This is a genomic window from Ornithinicoccus hortensis (assembly GCF_006716185.1).
Taxonomy (GTDB): Bacteria; Actinomycetota; Actinomycetes; order Actinomycetales; family Dermatophilaceae; genus Ornithinicoccus; species Ornithinicoccus hortensis.
Window position 1 is genome coordinate 3670546 of sequence record NZ_VFOP01000001.1, and the last position, 24569, is coordinate 3695114.

Annotated in this window: 25 protein-coding genes and 1 tRNA gene; 12 read left to right on the forward strand and 14 right to left on the reverse strand. The window is 72.8% G+C overall.

The window, feature by feature from the left end:
- Positions 1–115 precede the first annotated feature (115 nt).
- A complete protein-coding gene (locus tag FB467_RS17125; RefSeq protein ID WP_141786171.1) occupies positions 116–601 on the reverse strand; it encodes a Dps family protein in 486 nt (161 codons plus the stop codon).
- 197 nt (positions 602–798) lie between these two features.
- On the opposite strand from FB467_RS17125, the gene FB467_RS17130 reads away from it, so the two are divergent.
- The gene (locus tag FB467_RS17130) at positions 799–1293 is read left to right on the forward strand and encodes a hypothetical protein (RefSeq protein WP_141786172.1); all 495 of its coding nucleotides are present in this window, start codon (positions 799–801) and stop codon (positions 1291–1293) included.
- A 71-nt stretch (positions 1294–1364) separates the two neighbouring features.
- Here the strand turns inward: FB467_RS17130 and FB467_RS18615 are convergent, their stop codons facing one another.
- The 5 genes from FB467_RS18615 to FB467_RS17155 form a co-directional block, all read right to left on the reverse strand.
- A complete protein-coding gene (locus FB467_RS18615) occupies positions 1365–1784 on the reverse strand; it encodes a type II secretion system F family protein (protein WP_170230813.1) in 420 nt (139 codons plus the stop codon).
- A gap of 224 nt (positions 1785–2008) precedes the next feature.
- Positions 2009–2536, reverse strand: coding sequence for a type II secretion system F family protein (locus tag FB467_RS17140; protein ID WP_170230814.1), 528 nt, complete (start codon positions 2534–2536; stop codon positions 2009–2011).
- Positions 2537–2775: 239 nt separating this feature from the next.
- On the reverse strand, positions 2776–3924 hold the full coding sequence (locus tag FB467_RS17145; protein ID WP_141786175.1) for a TadA family conjugal transfer-associated ATPase: 1149 nt from the start codon (positions 3922–3924) through the stop codon (positions 2776–2778).
- Positions 3924–4715 (reverse strand): CpaE-like family protein, encoded by a 792-nt coding sequence (locus tag FB467_RS17150; RefSeq protein WP_141786176.1) that lies wholly within the window; start codon positions 4713–4715, stop codon positions 3924–3926. The genes FB467_RS17145 and FB467_RS17150 overlap by 1 nt, the downstream gene beginning before the upstream one ends.
- Before the next feature lie 592 nt (positions 4716–5307).
- The gene (locus FB467_RS17155; RefSeq protein ID WP_211350634.1) at positions 5308–6255 is read right to left on the reverse strand and encodes a Fic family protein; all 948 of its coding nucleotides are present in this window, start codon (positions 6253–6255) and stop codon (positions 5308–5310) included.
- 134 nt (positions 6256–6389) lie between these two features.
- Here FB467_RS17155 and FB467_RS17160 point away from each other — a divergent pair, with 134 nt between their 5' ends.
- From FB467_RS17160 to FB467_RS17170, 3 genes are all read left to right on the forward strand, one after another.
- Positions 6390–7025, forward strand: a complete 636-nt coding sequence (locus FB467_RS17160; protein ID WP_141786177.1) for an AMIN-like domain-containing (lipo)protein — start codon at positions 6390–6392, stop codon at positions 7023–7025.
- 121 nt (positions 7026–7146) lie between these two features.
- Positions 7147–9132, forward strand: coding sequence for an acetate--CoA ligase (acs, locus tag FB467_RS17165; RefSeq protein ID WP_141786178.1), 1986 nt, complete (start codon positions 7147–7149; stop codon positions 9130–9132).
- Positions 9133–9500: 368 nt separating this feature from the next.
- Positions 9501–9950: a phage holin family protein gene (locus FB467_RS17170; protein ID WP_141786179.1), complete on the forward strand. Its 450-nt coding sequence runs from the start codon at positions 9501–9503 to the stop codon at positions 9948–9950.
- A 9-nt stretch (positions 9951–9959) separates the two neighbouring features.
- Here the strand turns inward: FB467_RS17170 and FB467_RS17175 are convergent, their stop codons facing one another.
- Positions 9960–10661 carry an NUDIX hydrolase gene (locus FB467_RS17175; RefSeq protein ID WP_228393471.1) on the reverse strand — a complete coding sequence of 234 codons (702 nt, stop codon included), beginning with the start codon at positions 10659–10661 and terminating at the stop codon, positions 9960–9962.
- On the reverse strand, positions 10658–11314 hold the full coding sequence (nth, locus tag FB467_RS17180; RefSeq protein WP_141786755.1) for an endonuclease III: 657 nt from the start codon (positions 11312–11314) through the stop codon (positions 10658–10660). The genes FB467_RS17175 and nth overlap by 4 nt, the downstream gene beginning before the upstream one ends.
- A 142-nt stretch (positions 11315–11456) precedes the next feature.
- On the opposite strand from nth, the gene FB467_RS17185 reads away from it, so the two are divergent.
- Positions 11457–12134, forward strand: a complete 678-nt coding sequence (locus FB467_RS17185; protein WP_228393472.1) for a Crp/Fnr family transcriptional regulator — start codon at positions 11457–11459, stop codon at positions 12132–12134.
- 21 nt (positions 12135–12155) lie between these two features.
- Here FB467_RS17185 and FB467_RS17190 read toward each other — a convergent pair whose 3' ends face one another.
- Genes FB467_RS17190 through FB467_RS17210 form a run of 5 tightly spaced genes read right to left on the reverse strand, consistent with a single transcriptional unit; the run spans position 12156 to position 15873 of the window.
- Entirely contained in the window at positions 12156–13001 is an 846-nt protein-coding gene (locus FB467_RS17190; RefSeq protein ID WP_141786180.1) for an MBL fold metallo-hydrolase, read from the reverse strand.
- Between the two features lie 13 nt (positions 13002–13014).
- Positions 13015–13905, reverse strand: coding sequence for an NUDIX hydrolase (locus FB467_RS17195; RefSeq protein WP_211350635.1), 891 nt, complete (start codon positions 13903–13905; stop codon positions 13015–13017).
- A gap of 16 nt (positions 13906–13921) precedes the next feature.
- Entirely contained in the window at positions 13922–14404 is a 483-nt protein-coding gene (locus FB467_RS17200; protein ID WP_141786181.1) for a RidA family protein, read from the reverse strand.
- Positions 14401–14556 carry a Sp36 family protein gene (gene sp36, locus FB467_RS17205; protein ID WP_141786182.1) on the reverse strand — a complete coding sequence of 52 codons (156 nt, stop codon included), beginning with the start codon at positions 14554–14556 and terminating at the stop codon, positions 14401–14403. The genes FB467_RS17200 and sp36 overlap by 4 nt, the downstream gene beginning before the upstream one ends.
- A 36-nt stretch (positions 14557–14592) precedes the next feature.
- Positions 14593–15873, reverse strand: a complete 1281-nt coding sequence (locus FB467_RS17210) for an NAD(P)/FAD-dependent oxidoreductase (RefSeq protein ID WP_141786183.1) — start codon at positions 15871–15873, stop codon at positions 14593–14595.
- 73 nt (positions 15874–15946) lie between these two features.
- Between FB467_RS17210 and FB467_RS17215 the strand changes: the two genes are divergently transcribed.
- Genes FB467_RS17215 through FB467_RS17230 form a run of 4 tightly spaced genes read left to right on the forward strand, consistent with a single transcriptional unit; the run spans position 15947 to position 21609 of the window.
- Positions 15947–16720, forward strand: coding sequence for an alpha/beta hydrolase family protein (locus FB467_RS17215; RefSeq protein WP_141786184.1), 774 nt, complete (start codon positions 15947–15949; stop codon positions 16718–16720).
- Entirely contained in the window at positions 16714–17760 is a 1047-nt protein-coding gene (locus FB467_RS17220; protein WP_228393473.1) for an ArsA-related P-loop ATPase, read from the forward strand. The genes FB467_RS17215 and FB467_RS17220 overlap by 7 nt, the downstream gene beginning before the upstream one ends.
- The gene (gene bagB / locus FB467_RS17225) at positions 17757–18995 is read left to right on the forward strand and encodes an ArsA family ATPase (RefSeq protein WP_211350636.1); all 1239 of its coding nucleotides are present in this window, start codon (positions 17757–17759) and stop codon (positions 18993–18995) included. The genes FB467_RS17220 and bagB overlap by 4 nt, the downstream gene beginning before the upstream one ends.
- Positions 18996–19026: 31 nt before the next feature.
- Positions 19027–21609, forward strand: coding sequence for a penicillin-binding protein (locus FB467_RS17230; RefSeq protein ID WP_141786186.1), 2583 nt, complete (start codon positions 19027–19029; stop codon positions 21607–21609).
- A 30-nt stretch (positions 21610–21639) separates the two neighbouring features.
- Here FB467_RS17230 and FB467_RS17235 read toward each other — a convergent pair whose 3' ends face one another.
- Positions 21640–22104, reverse strand: coding sequence for a GatB/YqeY domain-containing protein (locus tag FB467_RS17235; protein WP_141786187.1), 465 nt, complete (start codon positions 22102–22104; stop codon positions 21640–21642).
- 62 nt (positions 22105–22166) lie between these two features.
- On the opposite strand from FB467_RS17235, the gene FB467_RS17240 reads away from it, so the two are divergent.
- The 3 genes from FB467_RS17240 (at position 22167) to FB467_RS17250 (ending at position 24505) form a co-directional block, all read left to right on the forward strand.
- The gene (locus tag FB467_RS17240) at positions 22167–23108 is read left to right on the forward strand and encodes a metallophosphoesterase (RefSeq protein ID WP_141786188.1); all 942 of its coding nucleotides are present in this window, start codon (positions 22167–22169) and stop codon (positions 23106–23108) included.
- A 124-nt stretch (positions 23109–23232) separates the two neighbouring features.
- Positions 23233–23306: transfer RNA gene (locus FB467_RS17245), tRNA-Pro, on the forward strand.
- 506 nt (positions 23307–23812) lie between these two features.
- Entirely contained in the window at positions 23813–24505 is a 693-nt protein-coding gene (locus FB467_RS17250) for a GntR family transcriptional regulator (RefSeq protein WP_141786189.1), read from the forward strand.
- Positions 24506–24569: the final 64 nt, after the last annotated feature.

Consider the following 24569-nt stretch of genomic DNA (forward strand, 5'->3'; position numbering starts at 1 on the left):
GTTAGCCTAACCAACGCTGGCAACCGGGGCCAGAAGTCCGGTCTTCGTGACCTCTGACACGTCTGCCCCGGGTGCCAGCGGCGCCCGGGGCAGTGTGGTGGAGCGGATCAGTCGATCAGCCGGCGATGTGCGCCTGCAGGAACCAGCGGTCCTTGACCAGGCCCTGCTCGATGGCGATGGCGATGTCCTGGCTGGCGAGGTCGACCTCGTCCAGGCCCTTGATCGCCTCGCGGACGGTCACCAGCGCCGCGTCGAGCTGCGCGATGACCTGGGGGATCAACTCGGTGGACGAGGTGAAGCCCTCGGTGAGCGCGGGCAGCGTGTTCTTCGCGGCGACGGTCTCGATCCGCGAGTCGAGCGGCAGGCCCAGGGCGACGACGCGCTCGGCGGCGGTGTCGGCGAACTCCTGCGCGTGGGCGACCACGTCGTCGAGCAGCTCGTGGACCCCGACGAAGTTCGGGCCACGGACGTGCCAGTGGGCCTGCTTGCCGTCGACGACCAGGGCCTCCATGTCGATCACGACGGGGGTGAGCAGCTGGGCGGCGCCGGCGGCGACCTCGGAGGAAGTGGAAAGGGCGTCAGCAGTACGGGTGCTGGTCATGGATTCTCCTAAACTTGTTGGTTCGGCCGCGCCGTGTTTCCCGCGGCCTACGACCACTAATCTCCTCCATTCGAGACCCCTGTCGCAAGCAAGCCCAGGCTGACCTTAGCAACGCCTTGCTAACACTGGAAAGCCTTACCTGACCTGCGATGACGTAGCATCGTGCGGGCCGACACCGACCACGCCAGGGGGGCGCCATGATCGACCACGTCAGGGTCTTCGCCGAGGACATCGCGGCCGGCCTGGATCCGGGAGAAAAGGCACTCTTCGCCGGGCAGGCGCACTACACCCACGGGCACGAGGATCTCGGGCGAACCGACCGGTCCGTGTCGTTCGACCCGCTGAACGGTGCGCAGTGGGAGCCGGCGAATTCGGCGGTCGAGCGGCTCGTCGGGGGCACCACGCTGATCGGCTTCCCGGGCTGCCTCGCGCAACGGCTCGCGGCCGCGGCACACACCAACCTGGTCCTGACCGACCAGCGACTGCTGGTGGGTAGTTATGGCGATGGTCCCCTCCGGGTGGAGTGGGCTGCGCCCCGGACGGACCTGGTCGAGATCGCGCACCGTCCGAGGTTCCTCCAGGTCGGGAGGGTCGAGGTGGGCTTCGCGGACGGGTCGGCTGTGCGACTCATGTTGGGCATGTTCTCCCCGCGCCCAGCGAAACGGCTGGTGGCAGCCTTCCGTGACGGCTGACCCCGAGCACGGCTGATCCGGGCACGGCTGATCGGTCCGCGACGGAGGGCCCGGTCGACCGATGCGCTGGATCAGGGGGACAGCAGCACCCCAGTGGCCAGGGCGAGGACGAGCGGGAGCACCGTCGTGAGGATGAAGGCCGGCAGGAAGAGCAGCCCGAGCGGTAGTACCAGGCGGACCCCGAGGCGCGCGGCGGCCGTCTCCAGCCGCGAGCACCGGTCGCGCCGCAGGTCCGCGGCCGCGGTCGTCAGCAGATCCGCGGGAGGCACCCCCGCCCGTTGGGCTAGGGCGAGCGCCCGGTGGACGGGCTCCCACTCGGCACCGGCCGCCTCCCAGGCCCGGTCGTCGTAGCCCCAGGCGAGGGCGGCGGCGACCCGGGCCAGGTCCGTCTCCCGGCGCCCGCCCAGGACCTCGGCGACACCCTCGACCGCTGGGACGACCGCTGATCCGGTGGCGATCGCGAGCGCAATGAGCTCCATGGCCTCGGTCACGCCGACCTCGGGTGGGGAGCGGCGACGCAGTGGCCGGCCCCGACGCCCCCGCCACGGTGCGCCTCCGCCCCAGACGTCGCTGAGGCCCCCTACTCCCCCGCGGCGCCGGGGTTCCCAGGCAGCGTTCCTGCGGCCCATGGGTCCCCATGCGAGGAAGACGGCCAGACCGAGGAGCGCCCCTGGAAGCACCTCCAGGAGGACCGGGGGCAGCAGCTCGGGACCCATCATTCGTCCTCGGTGACCCTGGCCACCATCCGCCGCACGACGACCCGGCCGAGGAGCAGGGTGACGAGCCCGACGCCAAGGCTCGCCTGCGCGAACGCCGTGCCATACAACGCGCCGGGCGACACCCCCAGCAACATCCCGACGCCCATCCCACCGACCGGCAGCAGCGTCAGCAAGGTCGAGGTCGCCCGCGCCCCCGCCGTCGCTGCCTCGACCCGTCGCTCCTGTTCGAGCCGGGCCCGCGCGACGGTCGCGGCCGTCGTGAGGGCGTCCGCGAGCGGGGCGCCGGTCCGTTCGCTGAGCGCCCAGGCCCGACCGAGCGCCGCCAGGTCGGGGTCGCCACTCCGACGGGCGATCTTCTGCCAGACGGGGGCCACGGCACGGCCTTCCTGCGCTGCCTGCACGACCGGGACGACGACCTCGTGCCGGACCCGGTCGGACACCGCCGCACCGGCGACATCGAGGGCCTCGACCGTCGGAAGCCCCGTACGCAGCGCGGCTGCCGCGGAGTCCAGGAGGGTCAGCACGGACCCTTCCCGGGGACGGTGGATCCTCGGGAGCAGGCCGGACACCCAGCGCGCCACCCCCGAGTCGCGCCACGTCCCGCCGGGGAGCCGGTCTGCCCGACCTGGCGCCGGCGCCCCGACCAGCGGGTCCACCATCCCTAACCCAACGGCCGCCCCTAACCCGACGGCTGCTGAGCGCGCCCGCAGCGACCGGCGCGAGGGCCAGCAGAGCACCGCGAGGCACAGCAGGATGCCGGCGGTCACGGTGACCCCGGGGGCAGATCCAGCCGTCGGGCCAGGACCGGCCAGCCGCTGTCCTGCGTATGGCCGGCGGCGTGCACCGTCATCGCGGGTTCCACCCGCACCCTCTCGTCCTCCCCACGGGTGAGGACGGCCACCTCGCGCACGTAGCGGCGCCCGCGGTCCCGCGCCAGGTGCACGACGACGTCCAGCGCGCTACCGACCTGGGCATGCACCGCGGGCGGCCCGAGGCCAGCCAGCGCACCGAGCGCCTCGAACCGGCTCACCACGTCGGCACTGGCGTTGGCGTGCAGCGTGCCACAGCCGCCCTCGTGCCCGGTATTGAGCGCCGCGAGGAGTTCCCGGACCTCCGGGCCGCGGACCTCTCCCACCACGAGCCGGTCGGGTCGCATCCGCAGGGACTGCCGGACGAGCGTGGTGAGCGTGATCTCGCCCCGTCCCTCGATGTTCGGCGGACGACCCTGGAGCCGGATGACGTGGGGGTGCTGGATGGCCAGTTCACGCACGTCCTCGACCACGACGATCCGTTCGTCCCCGGCGACCCGACCGAGCATCGCCCCCAGGAGGGTGGTCTTGCCGGTGCCGGTGCCCCCGGTCACGACGAACGCCAGCCGCTGGGCCACCACGGCGGCCAGGACGGCGGCCACCTCCGACGGACACATCCCCAACCGCTGCAGCTCGGCGAGGTCGGGGGCGAGTCTGCGCGGCACCCGCAGGCTCAGGTGCGCCCCGCCCTCCACCAGGGGCGGGAGGACCGCGTGCAGCCTGATGCCGCCGGGCAGCAGCCCGTCCACCGCGGGGTTGGCATCGTCCAGTCGCTTGCCGGCGAGGGCGGACAACCGCACCGCCAGCCGCCGGGCGGCCTCCTCCGCGAGCGGGCGCCCGTCCGCCCTGCGCAGTCCCTCGCCGGCATCGACCCAGATGCCGGACGCGCCGTTGACCAGGATGTCGGTGACGGTCTCGTCGGCCAACAGGTCCTGCAGCGGGCCCAGCCCCAGCACGGAGCGGTGCAGCTCCTCGCGAAGCCCGGCGGCACCGTCCTCGCCCAGTCGCCCGAGCTGGGTGTGGGCGACCTCCTCGACCCCCTGCTCCGACGGTCCGCGCCCGGCCCGGACCTGCCGCCAGACGGCCTCGTCCGTCGAGGGCATCAGTCCGCGCTCCCCGTGATCGGTCCGTCGGTCCCTGCGGTGGCCGCCGGCATCAGGTCGGCGAGCAGTCGCTCGGCCACCCGGGCCACCTGCCCCTTGCTGCCGACGGGCCGCCCCCGGAGCAGGTCGGCGGCGACCGACCGGTCCTCCCCCAGCTCGGCCAGGACCGGCAGCCCGAGCCAGGCCTGGATCCAGTCCGGATCCACCCCGACGGCAGCGGTCCGGACCACCGTCCCGACGAAGTCACCCCTGCCCTCGACCATCCCCCGGGCGGCGCGCAGCGTGTCCAGCCCGGCGCCGACCAGCAGGACGACGTCGTCGCAGGAGTCCAGCCATTCCTGCCACGACTCGCACCCCGGCGGGGGGAGGTCGATCAGGACCACGTCCCGACAGGACCCCAGGGCCGGAATGACCGACCAGGGCTTCGGGACCGCCACGGGAGGCGCGGGCGTCCAGGACAGCACCGCCAGCGAGCCCGCCGCGTCACCTCCGGTCCTGGGGAGCTCGGCCAGCAGCGCCTCACCACGGGGGGCACGCATGGTCGCCAGGTCCGGCCACCGCGCACCGGGCTCCGGGTCCAGCCCCACCAAGAGGTCGAGCCCACCACCCCACGGGCAGGCATCGACGAGACCGACGTCCAGGCCGGCTGCTGCGGCGCGGACCGCAAGTCCGGCCGTCAGGACGCTCGCCCCGACCCCGCCGGAGGCCCCCTGCACGCCCAGCACCCAGCCCGACCGTCCCGGTGTGGTCGACGAGGTCCGCGTGGTCGGCAAGGTCCGTGTGGTCGTCATGGGGACCAGCCAACGCCGCGACGGCAGCCGGGACGAGGGGCAGGCCGGATCTGTGGACCGCGCAGTCCGCGCGCCACCGTTGTGGATAGACGATGGGCGGACGACCGCACGAGACGGCGCGAGAACTGGCCGGAGAAAGGGGACGGCCCCCGCGGGGGGAGCGGGGGCCGTCGACGTCACAGGTCAGGGGGGGATGACCCGTGACGCCCGCGCTCAACCCTTTCGGGGAGCGCATGCATTAAGTATGGCCCCTGACAGGGGCCGATGCAACTCGTGCGAGGCACTTCGGCGCGGCGCGGCCACGCGATCATGACGTTTCCGCAGATGGCAGTCTCTTGACGAGTTGATCGATTGATCTTTGCCGAACACTTACCTTTGCTCGTGGGGGCCGATCTGCCGCACAGATGGCCTCGGGCCACCGCAGATGCGGGAGGTGGTGCGGTGACCGTCCGAACGAACAGAGCGTGCAATGCGTATGTCGGCTCGGGGCAAGCCCCGGTCTCGACCGGTCCAACCAGTGGACTGCCCGCGCGTGGGTGCTCGGACGGTCACCGCCGAGGCGATCGCCATCGCGCTCTCCTCCGGATCATTTCTACTCCTCCCGGAGACTCTTGGGAAGACCTCGACCGTCCGCGCCGGGACGGCCGACAGAGGCCGGTGGGGCACCGGTCGTGATGCGTCCGGCCAGCACCGCGTCCGCGATCCGGGTCCCCTCCGCACAGGCCGTCTCGATCCCCTCGGCGCAGTGCTGCAACCAGAGCCGGACCCCGTCGACGCCGCCCTGCCCGTATGCCGTGAGCGCACCCCGGTAGTCCGCGCCCGCCTTGGCGCTGTGGCCGGCCTCGACGACGGCCACCCCCGTGGGGTCCAGCCCACCGGCCCGCACGACCGCCCGCTCCAGGGCACGGGCCACGATGAAGTTGCCCCGCACGAACGGTCGGACGGTGACGATCTCGGCGTGGACCAGGGCGGCGACGAGCAGGCTGGACGCCCCGGAGTCCAGCGCCCGCAGCAGCATTGCGACCTGCCCCATCCGGTCCGCCACCTCGCCGGCATCCGGCGCCGGTCCGAGCTCGGCCATCTCGCGGCAGTCCTCCCCCGGCACCCGGGGGCGCCCGACCTGCTCGGCGGGCAGCAGGTCCGCACCGGCCGCGACGTGCAGCCGGGCCAGCACCTGCGCCGGCGAGCGCAGCGCGACGGCGTCGACGAACTCGGTCGCCGCGGTCGCCTGGACGACCGCCTTGGCGGTGCGCTCAACCGGCCCGAGGGTGTCGGGCCAGGTCCCCGCGCCGCGCATGATGTCCCGCAGCACGGCCAGGCTCCCCTGCGAACCGGCCACCTCGGCCCCCTCCAGCAGCGCGGAGGCGGCAGCCCCCCGCACGCGGGACTCCGCGGCCGCCTCGGGGATCCGACGCCGCAGCGCCTGGTGCCAGCGCAGTTCGGTGCAGGCGGCGCGGGCCCGGTCGACGGACTCCCCCACCCCGGGTAGCTCGAGCAGTGCGCCCAGCTGTCCCGCGACCGACTCCTGACCCGTGCTCACCGGCTCACCCTATGCACCGCCCGGTCCCCCGGTGGCCACGGATGCCCAACCGGCCCGGCGGCTGCGACGTCTCACCAGGTGTGACGCCACCCGCGCCGCACGGCAGGGGCACCGCCCCGAGCAAGGAGGACACCATGAGCACGAACCGACGCCGGCACTGGTCGGCCCTGATCGCGGCACTGGCACTGGGCGTGGCGGTCCCGGCCAGCATCCCTGCGGCGAACAGCGCGCAGCCCCAGCCCACGGCATACGCCAACGGCGCGGTGGCCGGCGCGCGGTCCGGCACCTTCACCCCCGCCAGCTACTGCGGGATCGTGTGGGGGTCGTTGGCCAGGCACAACGCGGTGAGCTACACCACGGGCACGGTGGCCAACGTCCGGTCCGGACGCCACGCCTGCTACGACCGGCTCGTCGTCGACGTCGCCCACGTCCCGGAGTCGCTGAGCTACGACGTCCGCTACGTCGACGCGGTGCGCCGCCCCGGCTCGGGCACGAAACTCTCCCTCAACGGCGGGGCCGACCTGCAGATCGAGCTCCGGGCGCCCGCCTACGACGGCTCGGGGAAGGCGACCTACCAGCCCGCGGACCCGATGCACCTGGTCGCGGTCGGCAGCTACGACACCTTCCGCCAGGTGGCGATGGCCGGCAGCTTCGAGGGATCGACGACCTTCGGGCTCGGGGTACGGGCCCGGCTGCCCTTTCGGGTGCTGGTGCTCGACGGCCCGGGGTCGGGAGCACGGCTGGTCATCGACGTGGCGCACCGCTGGTAGCCGCGGATCCTGCCGCCCGCAGCCTCGTCCGCCCCGCTCGTCGATCCGGGGCGGGCGACGCTTGCCCAACACCCAGTGGCAGTGTTGGCTGGAGGAAACCACCCCTGATCGAGGAGGCATTGTGGCCGAGGAGACCCTGTCCAATCTGCTGGCGGAGGACCGCACGTTCCCGCCCAGCGACGAGTTCGCAGCGCAGGCCAACGGCACGCAGGCGATGTATGACGCCGCCGCCGAGGACCGGGAGGGGTTCTGGGCCGACCAGGCGCGGTCGTTGCTCACCTGGGAGACCGACTTCACGCAGACCCTCGACTGGTCGCAGGCGCCGGTCGCCAGCTGGTTCGTCGGTGGCCGGCTGAACGCGTCGGTGAACTGCCTGGACCGGCACATCGAGGCGGGGCTCGGCGACCGGGTGGCGATCAACTTCGTGGGTGAGCCGGGCGACACCAGGACGTTGACGTATGCCGACCTGCACGAGCAGGTGCAGCGCGCGGCGAACGCGCTGGCGGCGCTGGGCGTCGGCACCGGGGACCGGGTCGCGATCTACCTGCCGATGATCCCCGAGGCCGCGGTCGCGATGCTGGCCTGCGCTCGGCTGGGCGCCCCGCACTCCGTGGTCTTCGGTGGCTTCTCCTCCGACGCGCTCCGCACCCGCATCGCCGACGCCGAGGCGAAGGTGGTGATCACCGCCGACGGTGGCTACCGCAAGGGCAAGCCCTCCGCGCTCAAGCCGGCCGTGGACGCCGCGCTCGAGGGCGAGACCACGGTCGAGAAGGTCCTCGTCGTGCGGCGCACCGAGACCGAGGTCGAGTGGGACGAGGGGCGGGACCTCTGGTGGCACGACGCTCTGGAGGCGGCCGAGCCCACGCACACGCCCGACTACTTCGACTCCGAGCACCCGCTGTTCATCCTCTACACCTCCGGCACGACCGGGAAGCCCAAGGGGATCTTCCACACCACCGGTGGCTACCTGACCCAGTCCGCGTTCACCTGCTCGACGGTGCTCGACATCCACCCGGAGACCGACGTCTACTGGTGCACCGCCGACATCGGCTGGGTCACCGGGCACAGCTACTCGGTGTACGGGCCGATGTCGCTGGGCGCCACCCAGGTGATGTACGAGGGCACCCCGGACACCCCGCACCAGGGCCGCTGGTGGGAGATCGTGCAGGACTACGGCGTCACGATCTTCTACACGGCACCGACCGCGATCCGCGCGTGCATGAAGTGGGGTTCGGACATCCCCGCGAAGTTCGACCTGAGCTCGCTGCGCCTGCTCGGGTCGGTGGGTGAGCCGATCAACCCGGAGGCGTGGATGTGGTACCGCCGCGTCATCGGGGGCGACCGCTGCCCGATCGTGGACACCTGGTGGCAGACCGAGACCGGCGCGATCATGGTCAGCCCGTTGCCGGGCGTCACCGCCACGCGTCCCGGCTCGGCCCAGCTGGCCATCCCCGGGATCAGCGTCGACGTCGTCGACGAGGCCGGCAACTCGGTCCCCGACGGGCACGGCGGCTACCTGGTGATCCGCGAGCCGTGGCCGTCCATGCTCCGCGGCATCTGGGGCGACCCGGAGCGGTATGCCGAGACCTACTGGTCGAGGTTCCCGGACGTCTACTTCGCCGGGGACGGTGCCAAGAAGGACTCCGAGGGCAACATCTGGGTGCTGGGCCGGGTCGACGACGTGATGAACGTGTCCGGCCACCGCCTGTCCACCACCGAGATCGAGTCCGCACTGGTCTCCCACCCCAAGGTCGCCGAGGCGGCCGTGGTGGGCGCCACCGACACGATGACCGGGCAGGCCGTGGTGGCCTTCGTCATCCTGCGCGGCGACGCGGTCGAGGAGGCCGACGAGGAGGGCGAGGGTGCCGAGCTGGTCGCCGAGCTCCGCAGCCACGTCGCCAAGGAGATCGGGCCGATCGCCCGCCCGCGGCAGATCATGATCGTCCCCGAGCTGCCCAAGACGCGCTCGGGCAAGATCATGCGCCGGCTGCTGCGCGACGTGGCCGAGAAGCGGGAGGTCGGCGACGTCACGACGCTGGCCGACAGCAGCGTCATGGACCTCATCAAGGACGGCATCTCCTCCGGCAGCCCGGCGTCCCAGGAGTGATCCCTGACTGACCGCCAGGAGCGGTGACGGAAGGCCCGGGAGCGCCCGCTCCCGGGCCTTCCGCGAGCACCTTCCGACCACTGGTGAAGTCTTTGCCAAACTCTTAATCAAAGGGGGAGTGCGGACGAGCTAACGACCGGCAGACTAGGGGTCATCGACAGTGCGGCCGTGTACCTCTCCCTCGGACGCAGGCCCGCACCGGCTGTCACGGGACCGGTGAAGTCGAAGCAGTGCCCACCCGGCACAAACAGGGGGTGCCGGGTGGGCACTGTCATGTCCGGGGGTCGTTCGGGCCACACACCACGCTGACCACGTCCCACCCTGCCTCGAGTCGGCGAACGAGACGGCGGTTCGCTACAGTCGCCCCTATGTCTACGACTGGGAACCAGACTCCCGACCGCACCCTGGGACAGCTCGTCTCCGACGCCACCGCCGACGTGTCGGCCGTCGTCCGCAACGAGATCGAGCTGGCCACGGCCGAGATCAAGGCCGACGTGACCAACGCCGGCAAGGGCGCCGGATTCTTCGTCGGCGCCGGCGTGCTCGCCGCGTACGGTTTCGGGGTCGCGCTGCTGGCCGGGGCGTGGGGCCTGGTCGCCGCCGGACTGCCCGAGTGGGCCGGGCACCTGATCGTCGCGGGCGTGCTGTTCCTCATCGCCGCCATCCTCGGCTTCATCGGCCTGCGCAACGTGAAGAAGGTCGAGGGCAAGCCCAAGCGGGCCATCGACAACGCCCAGCTCACCGTCGCGGCGGTCAAGCCCTCCCCCAAGCCGGGTGCCAAGCCGGCCGCGAAGCCCGGTTCCAAGCCGGCCGCCTGAGACAGCCGCTCAGGGCAGCTCGCGGTAGACCGAGGGGTCCCAGGGCATGTCGAGACCGGCCAACCGCAGGGTGGCGTCGAGCAGCCCGGCGGTGAACCCCCACACCACCAACCCGTGGGCGTCGAAGGCCGGCCCGACGTAGCCGCTCGGGTGCCGCACCGAGAACCGGTGGGCCGGGTCCAGCAGGTGCGGCAGGCCGACCTGGACGACCCGCTCCACCTCGGCCGGGTCGCGCACCCCGACCGGCCCCGGCTCACGCCACCACCCGACGACGGGCAGCACGTCGTGGTCGCTCACCGGCAGGTGCAGCACCGGCAGGGTGGTGACCACTTCGACCGACGCCGGGACCAACCCGATCTCTTCCTCCGCCTCCCGGAGCGCGGTGGCGATGAGGTCGCGGTCCTGCGGCTCGCGACGTCCGCCCGGGAAGGCCGCCTGGCCGGCGTGCGAGCGCATCGTGTGGGCCCGCTCGGTGACCACCAGCTCGACACCCTCCGGCCCCGCACCTGGGGCACCGGGGGCGCCGTGGCCGGGGCCGGCACTGGGCCCGGGGCCGAACAGGATCAGCACGGCCGATTCCTTGGCGTCGCTGTGCTCGTGCGCCAGGAACCGGCTGAACTCGTGCTCCGGCACCCGTGCGGCACGCTCGGGCAACTCGGCCAGCCAGTCGGGCATCCCCTCGTGGCCGGGCGGCCGGGTGTCGGCACTCATCGTGGGGGTCCCGTCTTGACCAGTGCTGCGGCCTTCTCCGGGTCGGTCACCCCGGTCCCGTAGCTCGGGCACAGCCGGGCCACCGGACACGCCCCACAGGCCGGGCGGCGGGCGTGGCAGGTGCGGCGGCCGTGGAAGATCAGGGTGTGGGACAGCTGGGTCCACTCCTTGCGCGGGAACAGCGCCCCGACCGCGTGCTCGACCTTGACCGGGTCCTCCTCCGCGGTCCAGCCGAAGCGCCGCACCAGCCGCCCGAAGTGGGTGTCCACCGTGATCCCGGGCACCCCGAAGGCGTTGCCGAGCACGACGTTGGCGGTCTTGCGCCCCACGCCGGGCAACGTCACCAGGTCCTTGAGGCGGCCCGGGACCTGCCCGTCGTAGCGCTCCACCAGCGCGGCGCCCAGCTTCAGCAGCGAGTCGGACTTGGCGCGGAAGAAGCCGGTCGGCTGGACGATCGTCTCGAGCTCGGTGCGGTCCGCCCCCGCCAGGGCCGTGGCGTCGGGGAACCGGGCGAACAGGGTGGGCGTGATCGAGTTGACGCGCACGTCCGTGGTCTGCGCGGACAGGACGGTGGCGACCAGCAGCTGGTAGGGGTCCTGGAAGTCCAGCTCGCAGTGCGCGTCGGGGTAGCGTCCGGCGAGGATCTTGGCCATGCGACGGGCCCGCCGGGTGAGGGCGAGGGGGGTCTCGCCGGTCGGTGTTGCGGTATCGGGAGTCACCCCCAAACCCTAGACACGCTGGCCGACAGTGCTCCCACCCTGCCCTGACCAGCGCAACAGTGGCAGACTGGCCAGCGTGGACCACCACCATGTGATGAAGACACCGTTGTTCGCCGCACTTGATGAGACCTCTGCACAGCGGCTCATGGAGTCGATGCAGCGCACCCAGCTCCACCGGAGCGAGACGGTGTTCAACGAGGGCGACCCGGGCGACTCGCTCTACATCATCCTCACCGGCAAGGTGAAGCTCGCCCGCACCAGCGGCGACGGCCGGGAGAGCCTGATGTCGGTGCTCGGCCCCGGCGAGATGTTCGGCGAGCTGAGCCTGTTCGACCCGGGTCCCCGGCTGAGCAGCGCCATCGCCGTGGCGGACACCAAGCTGATCTCGCTCGGCCACCAGGACCTCACCGAGTTCCTCACCGCCCACCCCGAGGTCTCGATGCAGATGCTGGCGGGCATGGCGCACCGGCTGCGCCGCACCAACGAGGGCATCTCCGACCTGGTGTTCACCGACGTGCCCGGCCGCGTCGCCAAGGCCCTGCTGGACCTCTCCCGCAGGTTTGGCCAGCGCAGCGAGCAGGGCGTCCAGGTGGACCACGGGCTCACCCAGGAGGAGCTGGCCCAACTGGTCGGTGCCTCCCGGGAGACCGTCAACAAGGCCCTGGCCGACTTCGCCGGGCGCGGGTGGCTGGTGCTGGGCGCCAAGTCGGTGACGCTGATCGACCTGGACCGGTTGCGGCGCCGCTCCCGCTGAGTCAGCGGGTCAGGGTCAGGGTCAGGACAGACCCAGGTAGTCCAGCTGCGCCAGCACGCTGTTGCGGGCGGCCGGCCACACCGTGCGCGGCACATCGGCATACACCGTCTGCACGACCAGGTCCGCGAGATCCGGCTCCTCCCCCGTGCCCTCGGCACGCGGGGCCGGCGCGGCGCCCTCGGCCCGCAGCGCGGCCACCGCGTCGCCCACCTGCTGCAGCCGCTCCTGCCGGTGGTCCAGGTAGTAGCGCAGCCACTGCTCCGCCTCGGCGACGACCGGGCCGTGGCCCGGCGCGATGGTGCCCACCGACCCGTCGGACGCGAGCCCGTGCATCCGCCGGGTGCTCCCCAGGTAGGCCTCGATCGAACCGTCGGGATGGTTGACGACGGTCGTGCCGCGGCCCAGGACCATGTCGCCGGTGAACAGCACGCCCTCGGTCGGCAGCAGGAAGCTCACCGAATCGCGGGTGTGGCCGGGGGTCAGCAGGGCCCGGAGCCCGATCCCGTCCACCCCGACCTCCTCGCCGTCGGTGAACGGCTCGCCGCGACCGGCACCGCGCACCGGTGCCCCGGTGAGCTCGGCGAACCGCTCGGCCGAGCCGGTGTGGTCGTCGTGCCAGTGCGTCAGCAGGGCCAGCCCGACCCGTTGGCCGCGGGCCGTGACCCGGGCCAGGACGGACTCCAGGTGCCCCTCGTCCAGGGGGCCGGCGTCGATCACCACGGCCTCGGCCGAGCCGGGGTTGGACAGGATCCAGGTGTTGGTCCCGTCCAGGGTCATCGGCCCGGGGTTCGGGCAGACCTGGCACCAGACCCGGTCGCCCAGGGGGCCGCCGGTCCAGGGGGCGTCGCCGCCGGTGACGTCGATCATGGCTGCTCCTCGGTCAGGTGGTGCGGGGTCGTATGCCGTGTCCCGCCGCGTCGATCGGCGCCCGCATCCACATCTGGTCGCTGTGCTCGACGGGCCAGGGCATGACGGGCCAGAGCGGGACGGGGGTCGCCAGGAGCGCCTCCACAGAGGGGGCCGCCGTCAGGTGCTCGAGCATCTGCACGGTCGGTGGCAGCATCCGCTCCCTGCCGGCCGCGAAGTCGGCCAGCGCCTGCTGGGGCGTCACCCAGTCCGCCCGCACGGCCTCGCTGGTCCGGTCGTCGGCGCGCTGCCCCTCGGGCATCCGGGCGGCGAAGAACCGGGTGGTGTAGCGCCGCGGCTCCGCCTCGGGCGTGATCCAGTGCGCCCGGGCCTGCAGCAGGTCGCTGCGCAGCACGAGCCGGCGCCGGATGAGCAGTTCCCCGAAGGACTGCTCCCGGGCCAGCAGCTCGTCCCGCTCGCGGTCCCAGGCCGGGTCGGTGAGGTCGGCCACGACCGAGTCCTGGTCGGGGCCGGCGAGCAGCACGCCGCACTCCTCGAAGACCTCGCGCGCGGCGGCGATGACCAGCTCCCGGGCGGCCACCTCGTCGGTATGCAGCGTGCTGGCCCACTCCTGCGCCGTCGGTCCCGCCCACGGGACCCCGGGGTCGGCGTCGCGGGCATCGACCCCGCCGCCGGGGAAGACCACGGCGCCCGGGGCGAACGGCATCGTGCTGGTGCGACGCAGCACGAAGACCTCCAGCGCCGCGGCGGTCTGGCCGGTGTCCCGCAGCAGCATCACCGTCGCCGACGGCTTGGGCACGACGGGCTCGCCCGAGGAGTCCTCCAGCCAGGCGCGGGCGTGGCCCACGAGGTTCTCCGGCATCAGGAAGTCGCGGTAGGGCGCGTCCGGCCCGTCGGTCGTCATGGTCGGCCGGGGTCGGTCAGGAACGGACGGAGACGGTGATCTCGACCTCGACGGGGGTGTCCATCGGCAGGACCGCCACGCCGACCGCGGAGCGCGCGTGCGTCCCCGCCTCGCCGAACGCCTGCCCGAGCAGCTCGCTGGCGCCGTTGATCACGCCCGGCTGCCCGGTGAACGACGGGTCGCTGGCGACGAAGCCGACGACCTTCACCACCCGGGTCACCCGGTCCAGGTCGCCCACGACCGACTTCACCGCGGCGATCGCGTTGAGCGCGCACAGGCCGGCCAGCTGCTTGGCCTGGTCGGCCGGCACAAGGCCGGGGCCGTCGCCGACCTTGCCGGTGGCCGGCAGGTCACCGTCGACGAACGGGAGCTGTCCGGAGGAGAAGACGAGGTCGCCCTCCTGGATCGCCGGCACGTAGGCCGCGACGGGCGGGACCACCTCAGGGACGGAGAACCCCAGCTCGGCCAGCCGCTGCTCGACCGCGGATCCGCTGCTCATCCCTTCTCCCTCTTCAGGTAGGCGACCAGGCTCGTCCCGTCGGGTCCGGGGACCACCTGGACGAGCTCCCAGCCGTCCTCGCCCCACTGGTCGAGGATCTGCTTGGTCGCGTGGACGATCAGCGGCACCGTTGCGTACTCCCACTTAGGCATGCGGGCACCATACGCCCCCGGTGTCCCGCGCGGGTCTTACCGGGTGGGTGACAGCGGCCCGAGGGCCTCCGGCCGCACGCCGGTCGTCATCTGCTCGACCAGCAGTTTCGCGGTGGCCGGGCCCTGGCACATGCCCCACATGCCGTGGCCGCCGTGCACCCAGACGCCCGGCAACCGGGTGGCCCCGACGAGGGGCAACCCGTCCACCGTGACCGGTCGGGAGCCGACCCACTCGTCCTGCCGCGAGTCCAGGTCGAGCCCGGTGAGCAACGGACGGGCGCTGGCCACGATCGAGGCGATCCGCTGGGGGTCCAGCGGCTCGTCGGCGCCCCGGAACTCCATCGTCCCGCCGACCCGGACCCGTTCCGCCAGGGGCGTGCAGATGACCCGCTCGTGCGGGAAGTAGACCGGGGTCTGCACCTGCTCCTGGCCGTCCACGAGCGGCTGCGGCACGGAGAAGGAGTAGCCGCGGCCGGGGCGCAGCGTGGTGCGCACGCCGTACTGCCGGGCCAGCTGCGGCAACCAGGCGCCGGTGGCCAGGACGACGGCGTCCGCCAGGACGGGGGGTGCCCCGACGACGTCGACCGCGACCCCGCCAGGGCCGTGCCGCAGGCCGCGCACCTCCGCGCCCTCGCGCAGGTCGGCGCCCCTGGCGCGGACCGCCTCACCCAGCGCCGCGACATACCGCCCGGGGTCCAGGAAGCGCTGACCGTCGATCCGGATGGCCCGCCGCACGGACGGGGTGATGACGGGGGCCGCCTCCCGCATCGCCGCCAGGTCGATCTCGGCGTGCTCGATCTGCAGGCCCGCCTCGCGGATGTGCTCGAACTCGGTGAGCAGTCCGTCGGCGTGCTCGTGCTCCCGGAACGCGGCGATGAACGGCCCGGAGGTGCTGCGCGCCGACAACCCCGGGTCCGCCTCGATCTCGTCGTAGGCGTCCAGCGCCATCCGGTTGAGCGGGACCAGCGCGGCCATCGTGCGGCGCCACTGCGGCATGGTGCACCGGGCGGCGAACCGGAGCAGGAAGCTCCACAGGCCGGGGTCGGGGGTGATCGGGACGTGCAGGGGAGCGGCGGGGTCGAGGACCGCCTTGATCCCGTAGCGGAGCACGGAGGGCTCGGCCAGCGGGATCGCCATGCCCGGGGTCAGCCAGCCGGCGTTGCCCCACGAGGAGCCGGCGGCCACCGCCGATCGCTCCAGGACGGTGACGCGCACCCCCTGTTGCTGGAGGAACCAGGCCGTGGAGAGGCCGACGATGCCGGCTCCCACGACGACGACGTGTTCGGGCGGGGCGAAGTGATCCGGCGACGGTGCCATGGGCTGACCGTACCAACGGCCGATCCGGCCCCGGGCTTGCCCCGGACCCGGCCAGGGCGTAGACACTGGGACTGTGGCCGATGACCCCCGCGAGGTGCTGACCCGACCCGCCCCCGACCCGGACCGCTCCGTCGCGTTCGGCCCGGGTGCCCACGAGGTCTACGAGGTGTACGCGGCCGCCTCCGACCCCGGTGGCACGGCGGGCGACCCGGGACGCTGGCTGGTCCTCGTGCACGGGGGTTTCTGGCGCAGCGGGTACGACCGCACCCACCTGCGGCCGCTGGCGGCGGCGCTGGCCCGGGACGGTCACCAGGTGGCGCTGCTGGAGTACCGCGGGACCGGCGCCCAGGGCGGGGGCTGGCCCACCACCTTCGAGGACGTGCGCGCGGGGCTGGCGGCGCTGCATACCGGGCAGATGGTGCGCGAGATGCTGCTCGTGGGCCACTCCGCGGGTGGCCACCTCGCCGTCCTGCTGGCGCACCACCACCCCCGGGGCGTGACCGGGGTGGTGTCCCTGGCCGGCTGCCTGGACCTGCGGATGACGGCCGAGCTGGGCCTCGGGGACCGGGCGGCGCAGGCCCTGCTCGGCGGGGAGCCGGACGACCTGCCGGACCGGTATGCCGAGGCGGACCCGGTCGCGCTCGGCGCGCCTCCCGTGCCGGTCCGGTTGGTCCACGGGGCGGACGACGACCGGGTGCCGGTCGGGGTCTCCCGGTCGTGGATGGACCGCGTCGGCCGACCCGGGACGGACCGGTTGGTGGAGCTGCCCGACTGCGAGCACTTCGGGCTGATCGACCCGCTCCGTCCGGCATACGCCGTGCTGACCGAGCAGGTCGCGGCGTGGTGAGGGCGGACGACGCGGCGTCCTGGCACGGCGGGAGCGGGCGACCCCGGCTGCACGTGGTGACGGGCAAGGGCGGGACCGGCAAGACGACCGTCGCCGCGGCGCTGGCGCTGGCCCTGGCCGGGGCGGGACAGCGCGCGCTGCTCTGCGAGGTCGAGGAGCGGCAGGGGATCAGCCAGGTGCTGGACGTCGCGCCGCTCGGTGACCTGGAGCAGCCGGTCACCGCCGGGCTGGACGGCGGCGAGGTGATCGGCCTGTCGGCGCAGGCCGGCACCGCCCTGGTCGAGTACCTCCGGCTGTTCTACAAGCTCGGCCGGGCCGGGGACCTGCTGCGCAAGATGGGCGCGATCGACTTCGCGACGACCATCGCCCCCGGCGTGCGGGACGTGCTGCTCGGCGGCAAGATCTACGAGGCCAGCCGGCGGACCCGCGGCGGCAGGCACACCCGTCCGGGCGCGGCGGGGTCCGCGGATCCGCACGAGTACGACGCGATCGTGCTGGACGCGCCGCCGACGGGCCGGGTCGGCCGGTTCCTCAACGTCACCGAGCACCTGGCGGACCTGGCCCGGGTCGGGCCGATCCGGGCCCAGGCCGACAGCATCAGCGAGCTGCTGCACTCCCCCGCCACCGCCGTCCACCTGGTGACCCTGTTGGAGCAGATGCCGGTCCAGGAGACCGCGGACGCCCTCACCGAGCTCACCGGGACCGGGCTGCACCCCGGAGCCGTCATCGTCAACCAGGTGCGGGCGACCGAGGCCGCCGCCCCGCTGGCGCTGCTGCGCGAGGACGGGCAGCCGGATCCCGAGGTGCTCACCGACCAGCTGGCCTCGGTCGGGATCCGTCCGGGTCCGGCGACGGTGCGCGGGCTGCTGCAGACCGGCCGGGAGGCGCTGGACCGGTGGGAGCTGGAGCAGGCCCTGCACACCGAGGTCGAGGCGATGGGGCGTCCGGTGCTGTCGCTGCCCCACCTGCCCGAGGGCATCGGTCCGGACGCGGTGCTGCGCCTGGCGTGGGCGCTGCGCGACCAGGGGGTGGCGCCGTGAGCGGCACCACCGGGGCGCCCGGGCTCGACCTGGGCGCCGTGCTGGCCGATCCCGCGGTCCAGGTCGTGGTCTGTTGCGGCTCCGGCGGGGTCGGCAAGACCACGACGGCGGCGGCGCTGGCGCTGCGGGCGGCCGAGCACGGCAGGCGGGTGGTGGTGCTCACCATCGACCCGGCCCGGCGGCTGGCCCAGTCGCTGGGTCTGGTCGAGCTGGACAACACCCCCCGCCCGGTCGCCGGGGTGGACACCAGCGCGGGCGGCTCGCTGGACGCGATGATGCTCGACATGAAGCGCACCTTCGACGAGGTGGTGCTCACCCACGCCTCGCCGGAGGCGGCCCAGGAGATCCTCGACAACCCGGTCTACCAGGCCGTCTCCTCATCCTTCGCCGGCACCCAGGAGTACATGGCGATGGAGCGGCTCGGGCAGCTGCGCGCCCAGGCGGAGGCCGAGGGCCGGTGGGACCTCATCGTCGTCGACACCCCGCCGTCGCGCTCCGCCCTCGACTTCCTGGACGCCCCGGCCCGGCTCGGCTCCTTCCTGGATGGCCGCTTCATCCGGCTGCTCACCGCCCCGGCACGGGTCGGTGGCCGGGCCTCGCTGAAGCTCTTCGGCACCGGGATGTCCGTGGTCAACGCCACGCTGGGCCGGCTGCTGGGCCGGGAGTTGCTGCGCGACGTGCAGACCTTCGTGCTGGCGATGGACACCGTCTTCGGGGGCTTCCGGGCCCGGGCCGACACCACCTATGCGCTGCTGCAGGACGACGCCACCCGGTTCGTCGTGGTCGCGACGCCGGAGCGGGACGCGCTGCGGGAGGCCGGCTACTTCGTGCAGCGGCTGGCCACCGACCGGATGCCGTTGGCCGGCCTGGTGCTGAACCGGGTCACCGTCGCCGCGGCGCCGCTGTCCTCGGCCCGCGCCACGGCCGCGGCGGAGGCGCTGGACGAGGCCGACCCGGCGGCCGAGGGAGGGCCCACCCACGACGCCGGCGAGGGACCGGCGTGGGCTCCCCGGCATACGGCCGCCCTGTTGCGCACCCACGCGGACCGGGCCGAGGTGGCCGCCCGGCAACGGCAGCTGATCCAGGGCTTCACCGCCGGCCACCCCCGCCTGCCGGCCGTCCAGGTGCCGGCCGCGGCCGCGGACATCGCCGACCTGGACGGGCTCCGCCTGGTCGGCTCCGCCCTCGCCGGAGGGCCCGGGACGGACGGGTCGGCGCCGCTCGCACAGACCTGATTCCCAGGGTCCACCCGTTACGCTGGTATCCATGCGTCTCGCCACAGCCCTCGCCAAGGTCACCTCCCTCCTGGGGGCGTTCGTGGCGATCGCCATCCTGATGGGTCTGATCGGCGCCGGTCTGCTGCTGCCCGTCGTGGGGGCGACCGGGACGGCCGCCCGGGAGGGCGTGGGCATGTTCGAGCAGCTGCCCGGCGACCTGGAGCGCCAGCCGCTGGCCCAGCGGTCCCGCATCCAGACTGCCGACGGCAAGCTGATCTCCAACCCCGCCCAGGAGAACCGGATCATCGTCGACCTCGACGACATCTCCGAGGAGATGCAGATGGCCCAGGTCGCCATCGAGGACGAGCGGTTCTACTCCCACGGCGGCCTGGACCCCCAGGGCCTGGCGCGGGCGCTGGCCTCCAACGCCACCTCCGACACCACCCAGGGTGGGTCCACGCTGACCCAGCAGTACGTCAAGCTGATGCAGCAGGAGGAGGCGCGGCGCAACGAGGACTCCGAGGCCCTGCAGCAGCTGGCCGCGCGCAGCGGCATGGAGGGCTACGTCCGCAAGCTGCGCGAGCTGAAGTACGCGGTGACCCTGGAGCAGCGCCTGTCCAAGGACGAGATCCTCGAGGGCTACCTGAACCTGGCGTTCTACGGTGACAACGCCTACGGCGTGGAGGCGGCCGCCCAGCACTACTTCGGGGTGAAGGCCAAGAACCTCAACCTGCCGCAGGCGGCGACCCTGGCCGGCGTGGTCCGGGCCCCCGGGGTTACCGACCCGGTGCACAACCCCGAGGCGGCGGTGGCCCGGCGCAACGTCGTGCTCGACAAGATGTACGAGCAGGAGCTGATCTCGGAGAAGGCCTGGCGCGAGGCCCGCGAGTCCGAGCTGGAGTTGGAGGTCCACGAGACCCGCCGCTCCTGCATGAGCTCGGCCCACCCCTACTTCTGCGACTACGTCACCGAGTGGCTGCTGCAGAACGACGCGCTCGGGGCGACCCGCGAGGAGCGGGAGCAGCTGCTGACCACGGGGGGTCTCACCGTGACCACCACCCTGGACGACGAGCTGTCCAAGTTCGTGCGCAACACCACCAAGGACTTCACCCCCCGCGGCAACGACTACCGGCTCGCGTCCGCGGCGGCCATCGTCGAGCCCGGCACCGGCCACGTGCTGGCCATCGGGCAGAGCTCGCAGTACGACATCCAGGAGTCCAGCGACCGGATCTCCAAGACCTCGGTGAACTGGAGCGTCGACTACGCCTACGGCGGCAGCGAGGGCTTCCAGATCGGCTCGGTCGCCAAGGCCTACACGGTCGTCGAGGCCCTGGAGAAGGGCGTCCCGATGGAGAGCAACATCTCGGTCCGCCGCGCCGTCCAGGTCGACGCCAACGGCAACTGGAACAACCCGGAGGAGCCCGGCTCGCGCCCGGTGGGTACCACCCACCCGGCGGCGATCTTCACCCCCGACGACTTCCAGGAGGGCTGCACCCTGGGCCAGCCCGAGTGGGCCGTGCGCAACGCCGAGGACGCCAACCACGAGCGACAGATCAGCCTGCGCAAGGCGGTCGGCTGGTCGGTGAACACCGCCTTCGCGACGCTGGCCTCCCAGGTCGGCACCTGCGACATCCGCGACACGATGGCCGCGATGGGGCTCAACTCCGGTGACGGCGACGAGTACGGCGCCGGCCAGGCCGGCGTGCCGCCCACCTTCGTGCTGGGCGCGGACAACGCCAGCCCGCTGACCGTGGCCAGCTCCCTGGCCACGATCGCCGCCGGTGGCCTCTACTGCCCGCCGATCCCGGTGCTCAAGATCGAGGACGCCAACGGCGACGAGATCCCGCTGGCGGACACCCAGTGCGAGCAGGTCATCGACCCGGACGTCGCCGCCGGCACCGCGGCCCTGATGAGCGAGGTGATCGACCCCAACGGGTCCGGCTCGCTGGCCCAGCTGGCCGACGGCCGCGAGGCCGCGGGCAAGACCGGCACCGCCGACGAGAGCAAGCACACCTGGTTCGCCGGGTTCACCCCGAACATGTCGGCGGCGGTCTGGATCGGCTCCCCCTACGAGAAGTACGACGGCGACCTGAAGGACCTGACGCTGGGCGACCACCGGGTCAACGGCTGGCTCTACGGCTCCAAGCTCGCGGCCCCGATGTGGAAGCAGCTGATGGACCGCGCGCTGGACGGCGAGGAGATCGAGGAGTTCGACGAGCCCTCGCAGAAGATGCAGTACGGCGAGGACAAGCCGGTGCCCGACGTCACGGGGATGACCGTCGAGGAGGCCATCTACGAGCTCGGCAAGGAGGGCCTGGCCGCCCAGGAGGTCCGGGTCTCCTCCAGTGCTCCGGTCGGGACCGTCGTGGCCACCAGCCCGGGTGCGGGCAGCACCGTCAAGGCCGGCACGACCATCCGGCTCAGCGTGTCCGGTGGCTACACCCCGCCGCGCAGCAGCCCGCCCCCGAGCGCCCCACCGGCCGACGACCCGCCCGAGGACGACCCGCCGGAGGACGAGGACCCGCCGGAGGACGAGGATCCCCCGGAGGATGACGAGCCCAGGTTCGGTCCCGGGGCGACGGACGAGTCCGCCGACACCGGGGTCGACGCCGCCGACGGCACCGAGGGCTGACGCCTCCCGCGCCGCCGGTGCGACCCGGTCCTACTGCAGGGCGCGCTTGACCGCGGCGGCCACGCGACCGCCCTCGGCCTGCCCGGCGACCCTGGGCTGCAAGACCTTCATGACCTGGCCCATCTGCGCCATCCCGGTGGCGCCCACCTCGGCCACGGCCTCGGTCGCCATCCGGTCCAACTCGGCGTCCTCCAGCTGGGCCGGCAGGTAGGCCTCCAGGATCGCCAGCTCGGCGTTCTCCTGGGCGGCCAGCTCCTCCCGTCCCGCGTCGGCGAAGGCCGCCGCGGACTCCCGACGCTTCTTGCCCTCCTTGGTGAGCACCGCGAGGACCTCGTCGTCGGACAGGGTCCGGGCCTGCGTGCCGGAGACCTCGGCGTTGGACACCGCCGTCAGCACCATCCGCAGGGTCGCCGAGCGCACCTTGTCCTGCGCCCTGATGGATTCCTGGAGGTCGTGCTGGAGGGTGGCCTTGAGACCGGTCGTGGGTGCAGTCATGGCCCCATCCTCTCACCGGGGGTCGGCACGGCCGCGCAGATTCCTGTGGCATCGTTTCGCCTATGCATCCGGTATGGCGTGTCGGCGGTTCACTGGTCGGGGCCGGGCTGGGGGTGCTCGGCTGGAGCACGCTGGTCGAGCCCCGGGCGTTCGCGCTGCGCCGGTTCGACGTGCCGGTGCTGCCCGCCGGCTCCCGGCCGCTGCGGGTCCTGCACCTGTCCGACCTGCACCTGCTCCCCAGCCAGCGCTACCGGATCGACTGGGTCCGCGGTCTGGCCGCCCTCGCGCCCGACCTGGTGGTCACCACCGGGGACAACCTGGCGGGACCCGACGCGGTGCCCGCGGTCCTGGACGCCTACCGGGACCTGCTCGGCATACCCGGGGTCTTCGTCCTCGGCTCCAACGACTACTTCCCGCCGACCTACAAGAACCCGCTGCGCTACTTCAACGACAGCCACGCCCGGGGCGAGCACCTCACGCCCCATCGGCTGCCCACGCAGGACCTGGTCGACGGGTTCACGGCGGCGGGCTGGGTGGACCTGGACAACGCCCGGACCCGGTTGACCGTGGGCGGGCTGGACCTCGAGTTCGTCGGCGTGGACGACCCCCACCTGGAGTACGACGACTACGCCTCGATCGCCGGCCCGGCCGACCCGGCCGCCGACCTGATGATCGGCGTCACCCACGCGCCCTACCAGCGCATCCTGGACCCGATGGCCGCCGACGGGGCGCGGCTGCTGCTGGCCGGCCACACCCACGGCGGCCAGGTCTGCGTCCCCGGCCACGGGGCGCTGGTGACCAACTGCGACCTGGACACCAGCCGCGCCAAGGGGCTGTCCCGGTGGTGGCCCGGGGCCGCCCGTGCCAAGCCCCGGGCGATGCCCCCGGAGGGCGCGGCCTACCTGCACGTCTCGGCCGGCCTCGGTGCCGCCCCGACCTCGCCGTTCCGTCTCGCCTGCCGCCCGGAGGCCTCGTTGCTGACCCTCCGCGAGGCCCGCCGATAGCCCGTCCGGGCCCGCTCCGCGGGCGGACCGTCCCCGTGACCGGGGCGCGCGGCACCCGGATTCGTTGCGCGGGCGGAGCGTGGGCTATTCTTGCCGTCGCTGCGTGCCGCAAGGCACCAGCCACCGGGGTGTGGCGCAGCTTGGTAGCGCGCTTCGTTCGGGACGAAGAGGTCGCAGGTTCAAATCCTGTCACCCCGACCCTGTGATGTCTCAGGACATCGCGGAGGGCCGAACCCACGAGATGTGGGTTCGGCCCTCCTTCGTTTCAGTCCTGCGTCCCGGTAGCGCTGGATGTGTCGGGCTTCAGCTCGCGAACCAGTTCCTGATTCGACACCAGAGGGGCAATATGTACATGATGTACATATTCCGCTAGGAAGCAGGACGTCATGGCACCCCCGCTGTGTCAGCGCGCCGACGCAGGCACGGTTCCCGGCGGCACGCTGCAACGCGGTCAGGTCCCCCATCACACCAACTCGTGCGGAGGGAACCGTTTCCAAGGCACCGCCAGGAGCCGCAACTTTCTGCGGACCCGCCGGCTTCCGGAGCCTCATCCACAGCATGGTAGCCACGCCCGAATCACTTCGGTACCCATCGAGGCCCCCAGCTCCGGGCGATCGTCACGTATGACGTGGCAGGAGAGAATGCCCTCATAGGCGCCAAGAGGAATGGCGACACCGGGACGATCGGGCGCGACGAGGGAGACGATGGTGAGTAACGACGAGGTGCGACCAGCGGGATTGACGGTCGACCTCACGGCACGTGTCGGTGACCAAGTCTTCCGAGCGCTGCGGACAGCCATCGTGAACGGTGAGCTTCCGGAGGGCTACCGCCTCCGGATCCGTGACCTCGCCGACGAGCTCGGCACGAGCGTGATGCCGGTCAGGGAGGCCATCCGGCGGCTCGAGGAGATCGGGCTGGCGGAGGCCGTCCCGTACCGCGGCGCGGTCGTCAAGCAGCTCACCGGGGAGGAGTTGCTGAACATCTACGGGGTGCGCCGCCTGCTCGAGGTAGAGGCGGCCCGCGCCGGGGTCCCCCACGTCGACGGGGCCACGCTGGAGGCCGCCGAGTCCGAGTTCACCGCCCTGGAGCTGGCCATCACCGAGCAGCGGGCCGTGGACTACCTCGACCGCGACGAGGCGCTGCTCACCCTGCTGTACGGCGCATCGGGCAACCCCGTGCTGGTCGAGACGATCACCGCGCTGTGGCTGCGCTGCCGCAACTACAAGATCGTGGGAGCTACCCAGGAGCTCACCGCCGGTCACCCGGAGAACCTGTCGCTCTACCAGCGACAACTCCTCGACGCCGTGGCGTCGGGCGACGCCGACGCGGCGGGCGAGGTCACCGCGGCCTCCATCGACGCCGCCATCGAGCGGATCCGGACGGCCTTCGCCGGCTGAGCCCACGGCATACCCCCCTCGCACCCCATCCCCCGCCCGAGACGGTCGCGCCGCATCTTGTGTG

Bases quoted from the DNA above. Each gene is read 5' to 3' on its own strand.
- FB467_RS17145 (WP_141786175.1), bottom strand. From the start codon at position 3,924: ATGCCCTCGACGGACGAGGCCGTCTGGCGGCAGGTCCGGGCCGGGCGC.
- FB467_RS17240 (WP_141786188.1), top strand. From the start codon at position 22,167: ATGCATCCGGTATGGCGTGTCGGCGGTTCACTGGTCGGGGCCGGGCTG.
- FB467_RS17130 (WP_141786172.1), top strand. From the start codon at position 799: ATGATCGACCACGTCAGGGTCTTCGCCGAGGACATCGCGGCCGGCCTG.
- FB467_RS17200 (WP_141786181.1), bottom strand. From the start codon at position 14,404: ATGAGCAGCGGATCCGCGGTCGAGCAGCGGCTGGCCGAGCTGGGGTTC.
- FB467_RS17250 (WP_141786189.1), top strand. From the start codon at position 23,813: ATGGTGAGTAACGACGAGGTGCGACCAGCGGGATTGACGGTCGACCTC.
- nth (WP_141786755.1), bottom strand. From the start codon at position 11,314: ATGGCCAAGATCCTCGCCGGACGCTACCCCGACGCGCACTGCGAGCTG.
- sp36 (WP_141786182.1), bottom strand. From the start codon at position 14,556: ATGCCTAAGTGGGAGTACGCAACGGTGCCGCTGATCGTCCACGCGACC.
- FB467_RS17195 (WP_211350635.1), bottom strand. From the start codon at position 13,905: ATGACGACCGACGGGCCGGACGCGCCCTACCGCGACTTCCTGATGCCG.
- FB467_RS17235 (WP_141786187.1), bottom strand. From the start codon at position 22,104: ATGACTGCACCCACGACCGGTCTCAAGGCCACCCTCCAGCACGACCTC.
- FB467_RS17230 (WP_141786186.1), top strand. From the start codon at position 19,027: ATGCGTCTCGCCACAGCCCTCGCCAAGGTCACCTCCCTCCTGGGGGCG.
- FB467_RS17210 (WP_141786183.1), bottom strand. From the start codon at position 15,873: ATGGCACCGTCGCCGGATCACTTCGCCCCGCCCGAACACGTCGTCGTC.
- FB467_RS17125 (WP_141786171.1), bottom strand. From the start codon at position 601: ATGACCAGCACCCGTACTGCTGACGCCCTTTCCACTTCCTCCGAGGTC.
- FB467_RS17170 (WP_141786179.1), top strand. From the start codon at position 9,501: ATGTCTACGACTGGGAACCAGACTCCCGACCGCACCCTGGGACAGCTC.
- FB467_RS17190 (WP_141786180.1), bottom strand. From the start codon at position 13,001: ATGATCGACGTCACCGGCGGCGACGCCCCCTGGACCGGCGGCCCCCTG.
- FB467_RS17175 (WP_228393471.1), bottom strand. From the start codon at position 10,661: ATGAGTGCCGACACCCGGCCGCCCGGCCACGAGGGGATGCCCGACTGG.
- FB467_RS17150 (WP_141786176.1), bottom strand. From the start codon at position 4,715: ATGACGACCACACGGACCTTGCCGACCACGCGGACCTCGTCGACCACA.
- FB467_RS17160 (WP_141786177.1), top strand. From the start codon at position 6,390: ATGAGCACGAACCGACGCCGGCACTGGTCGGCCCTGATCGCGGCACTG.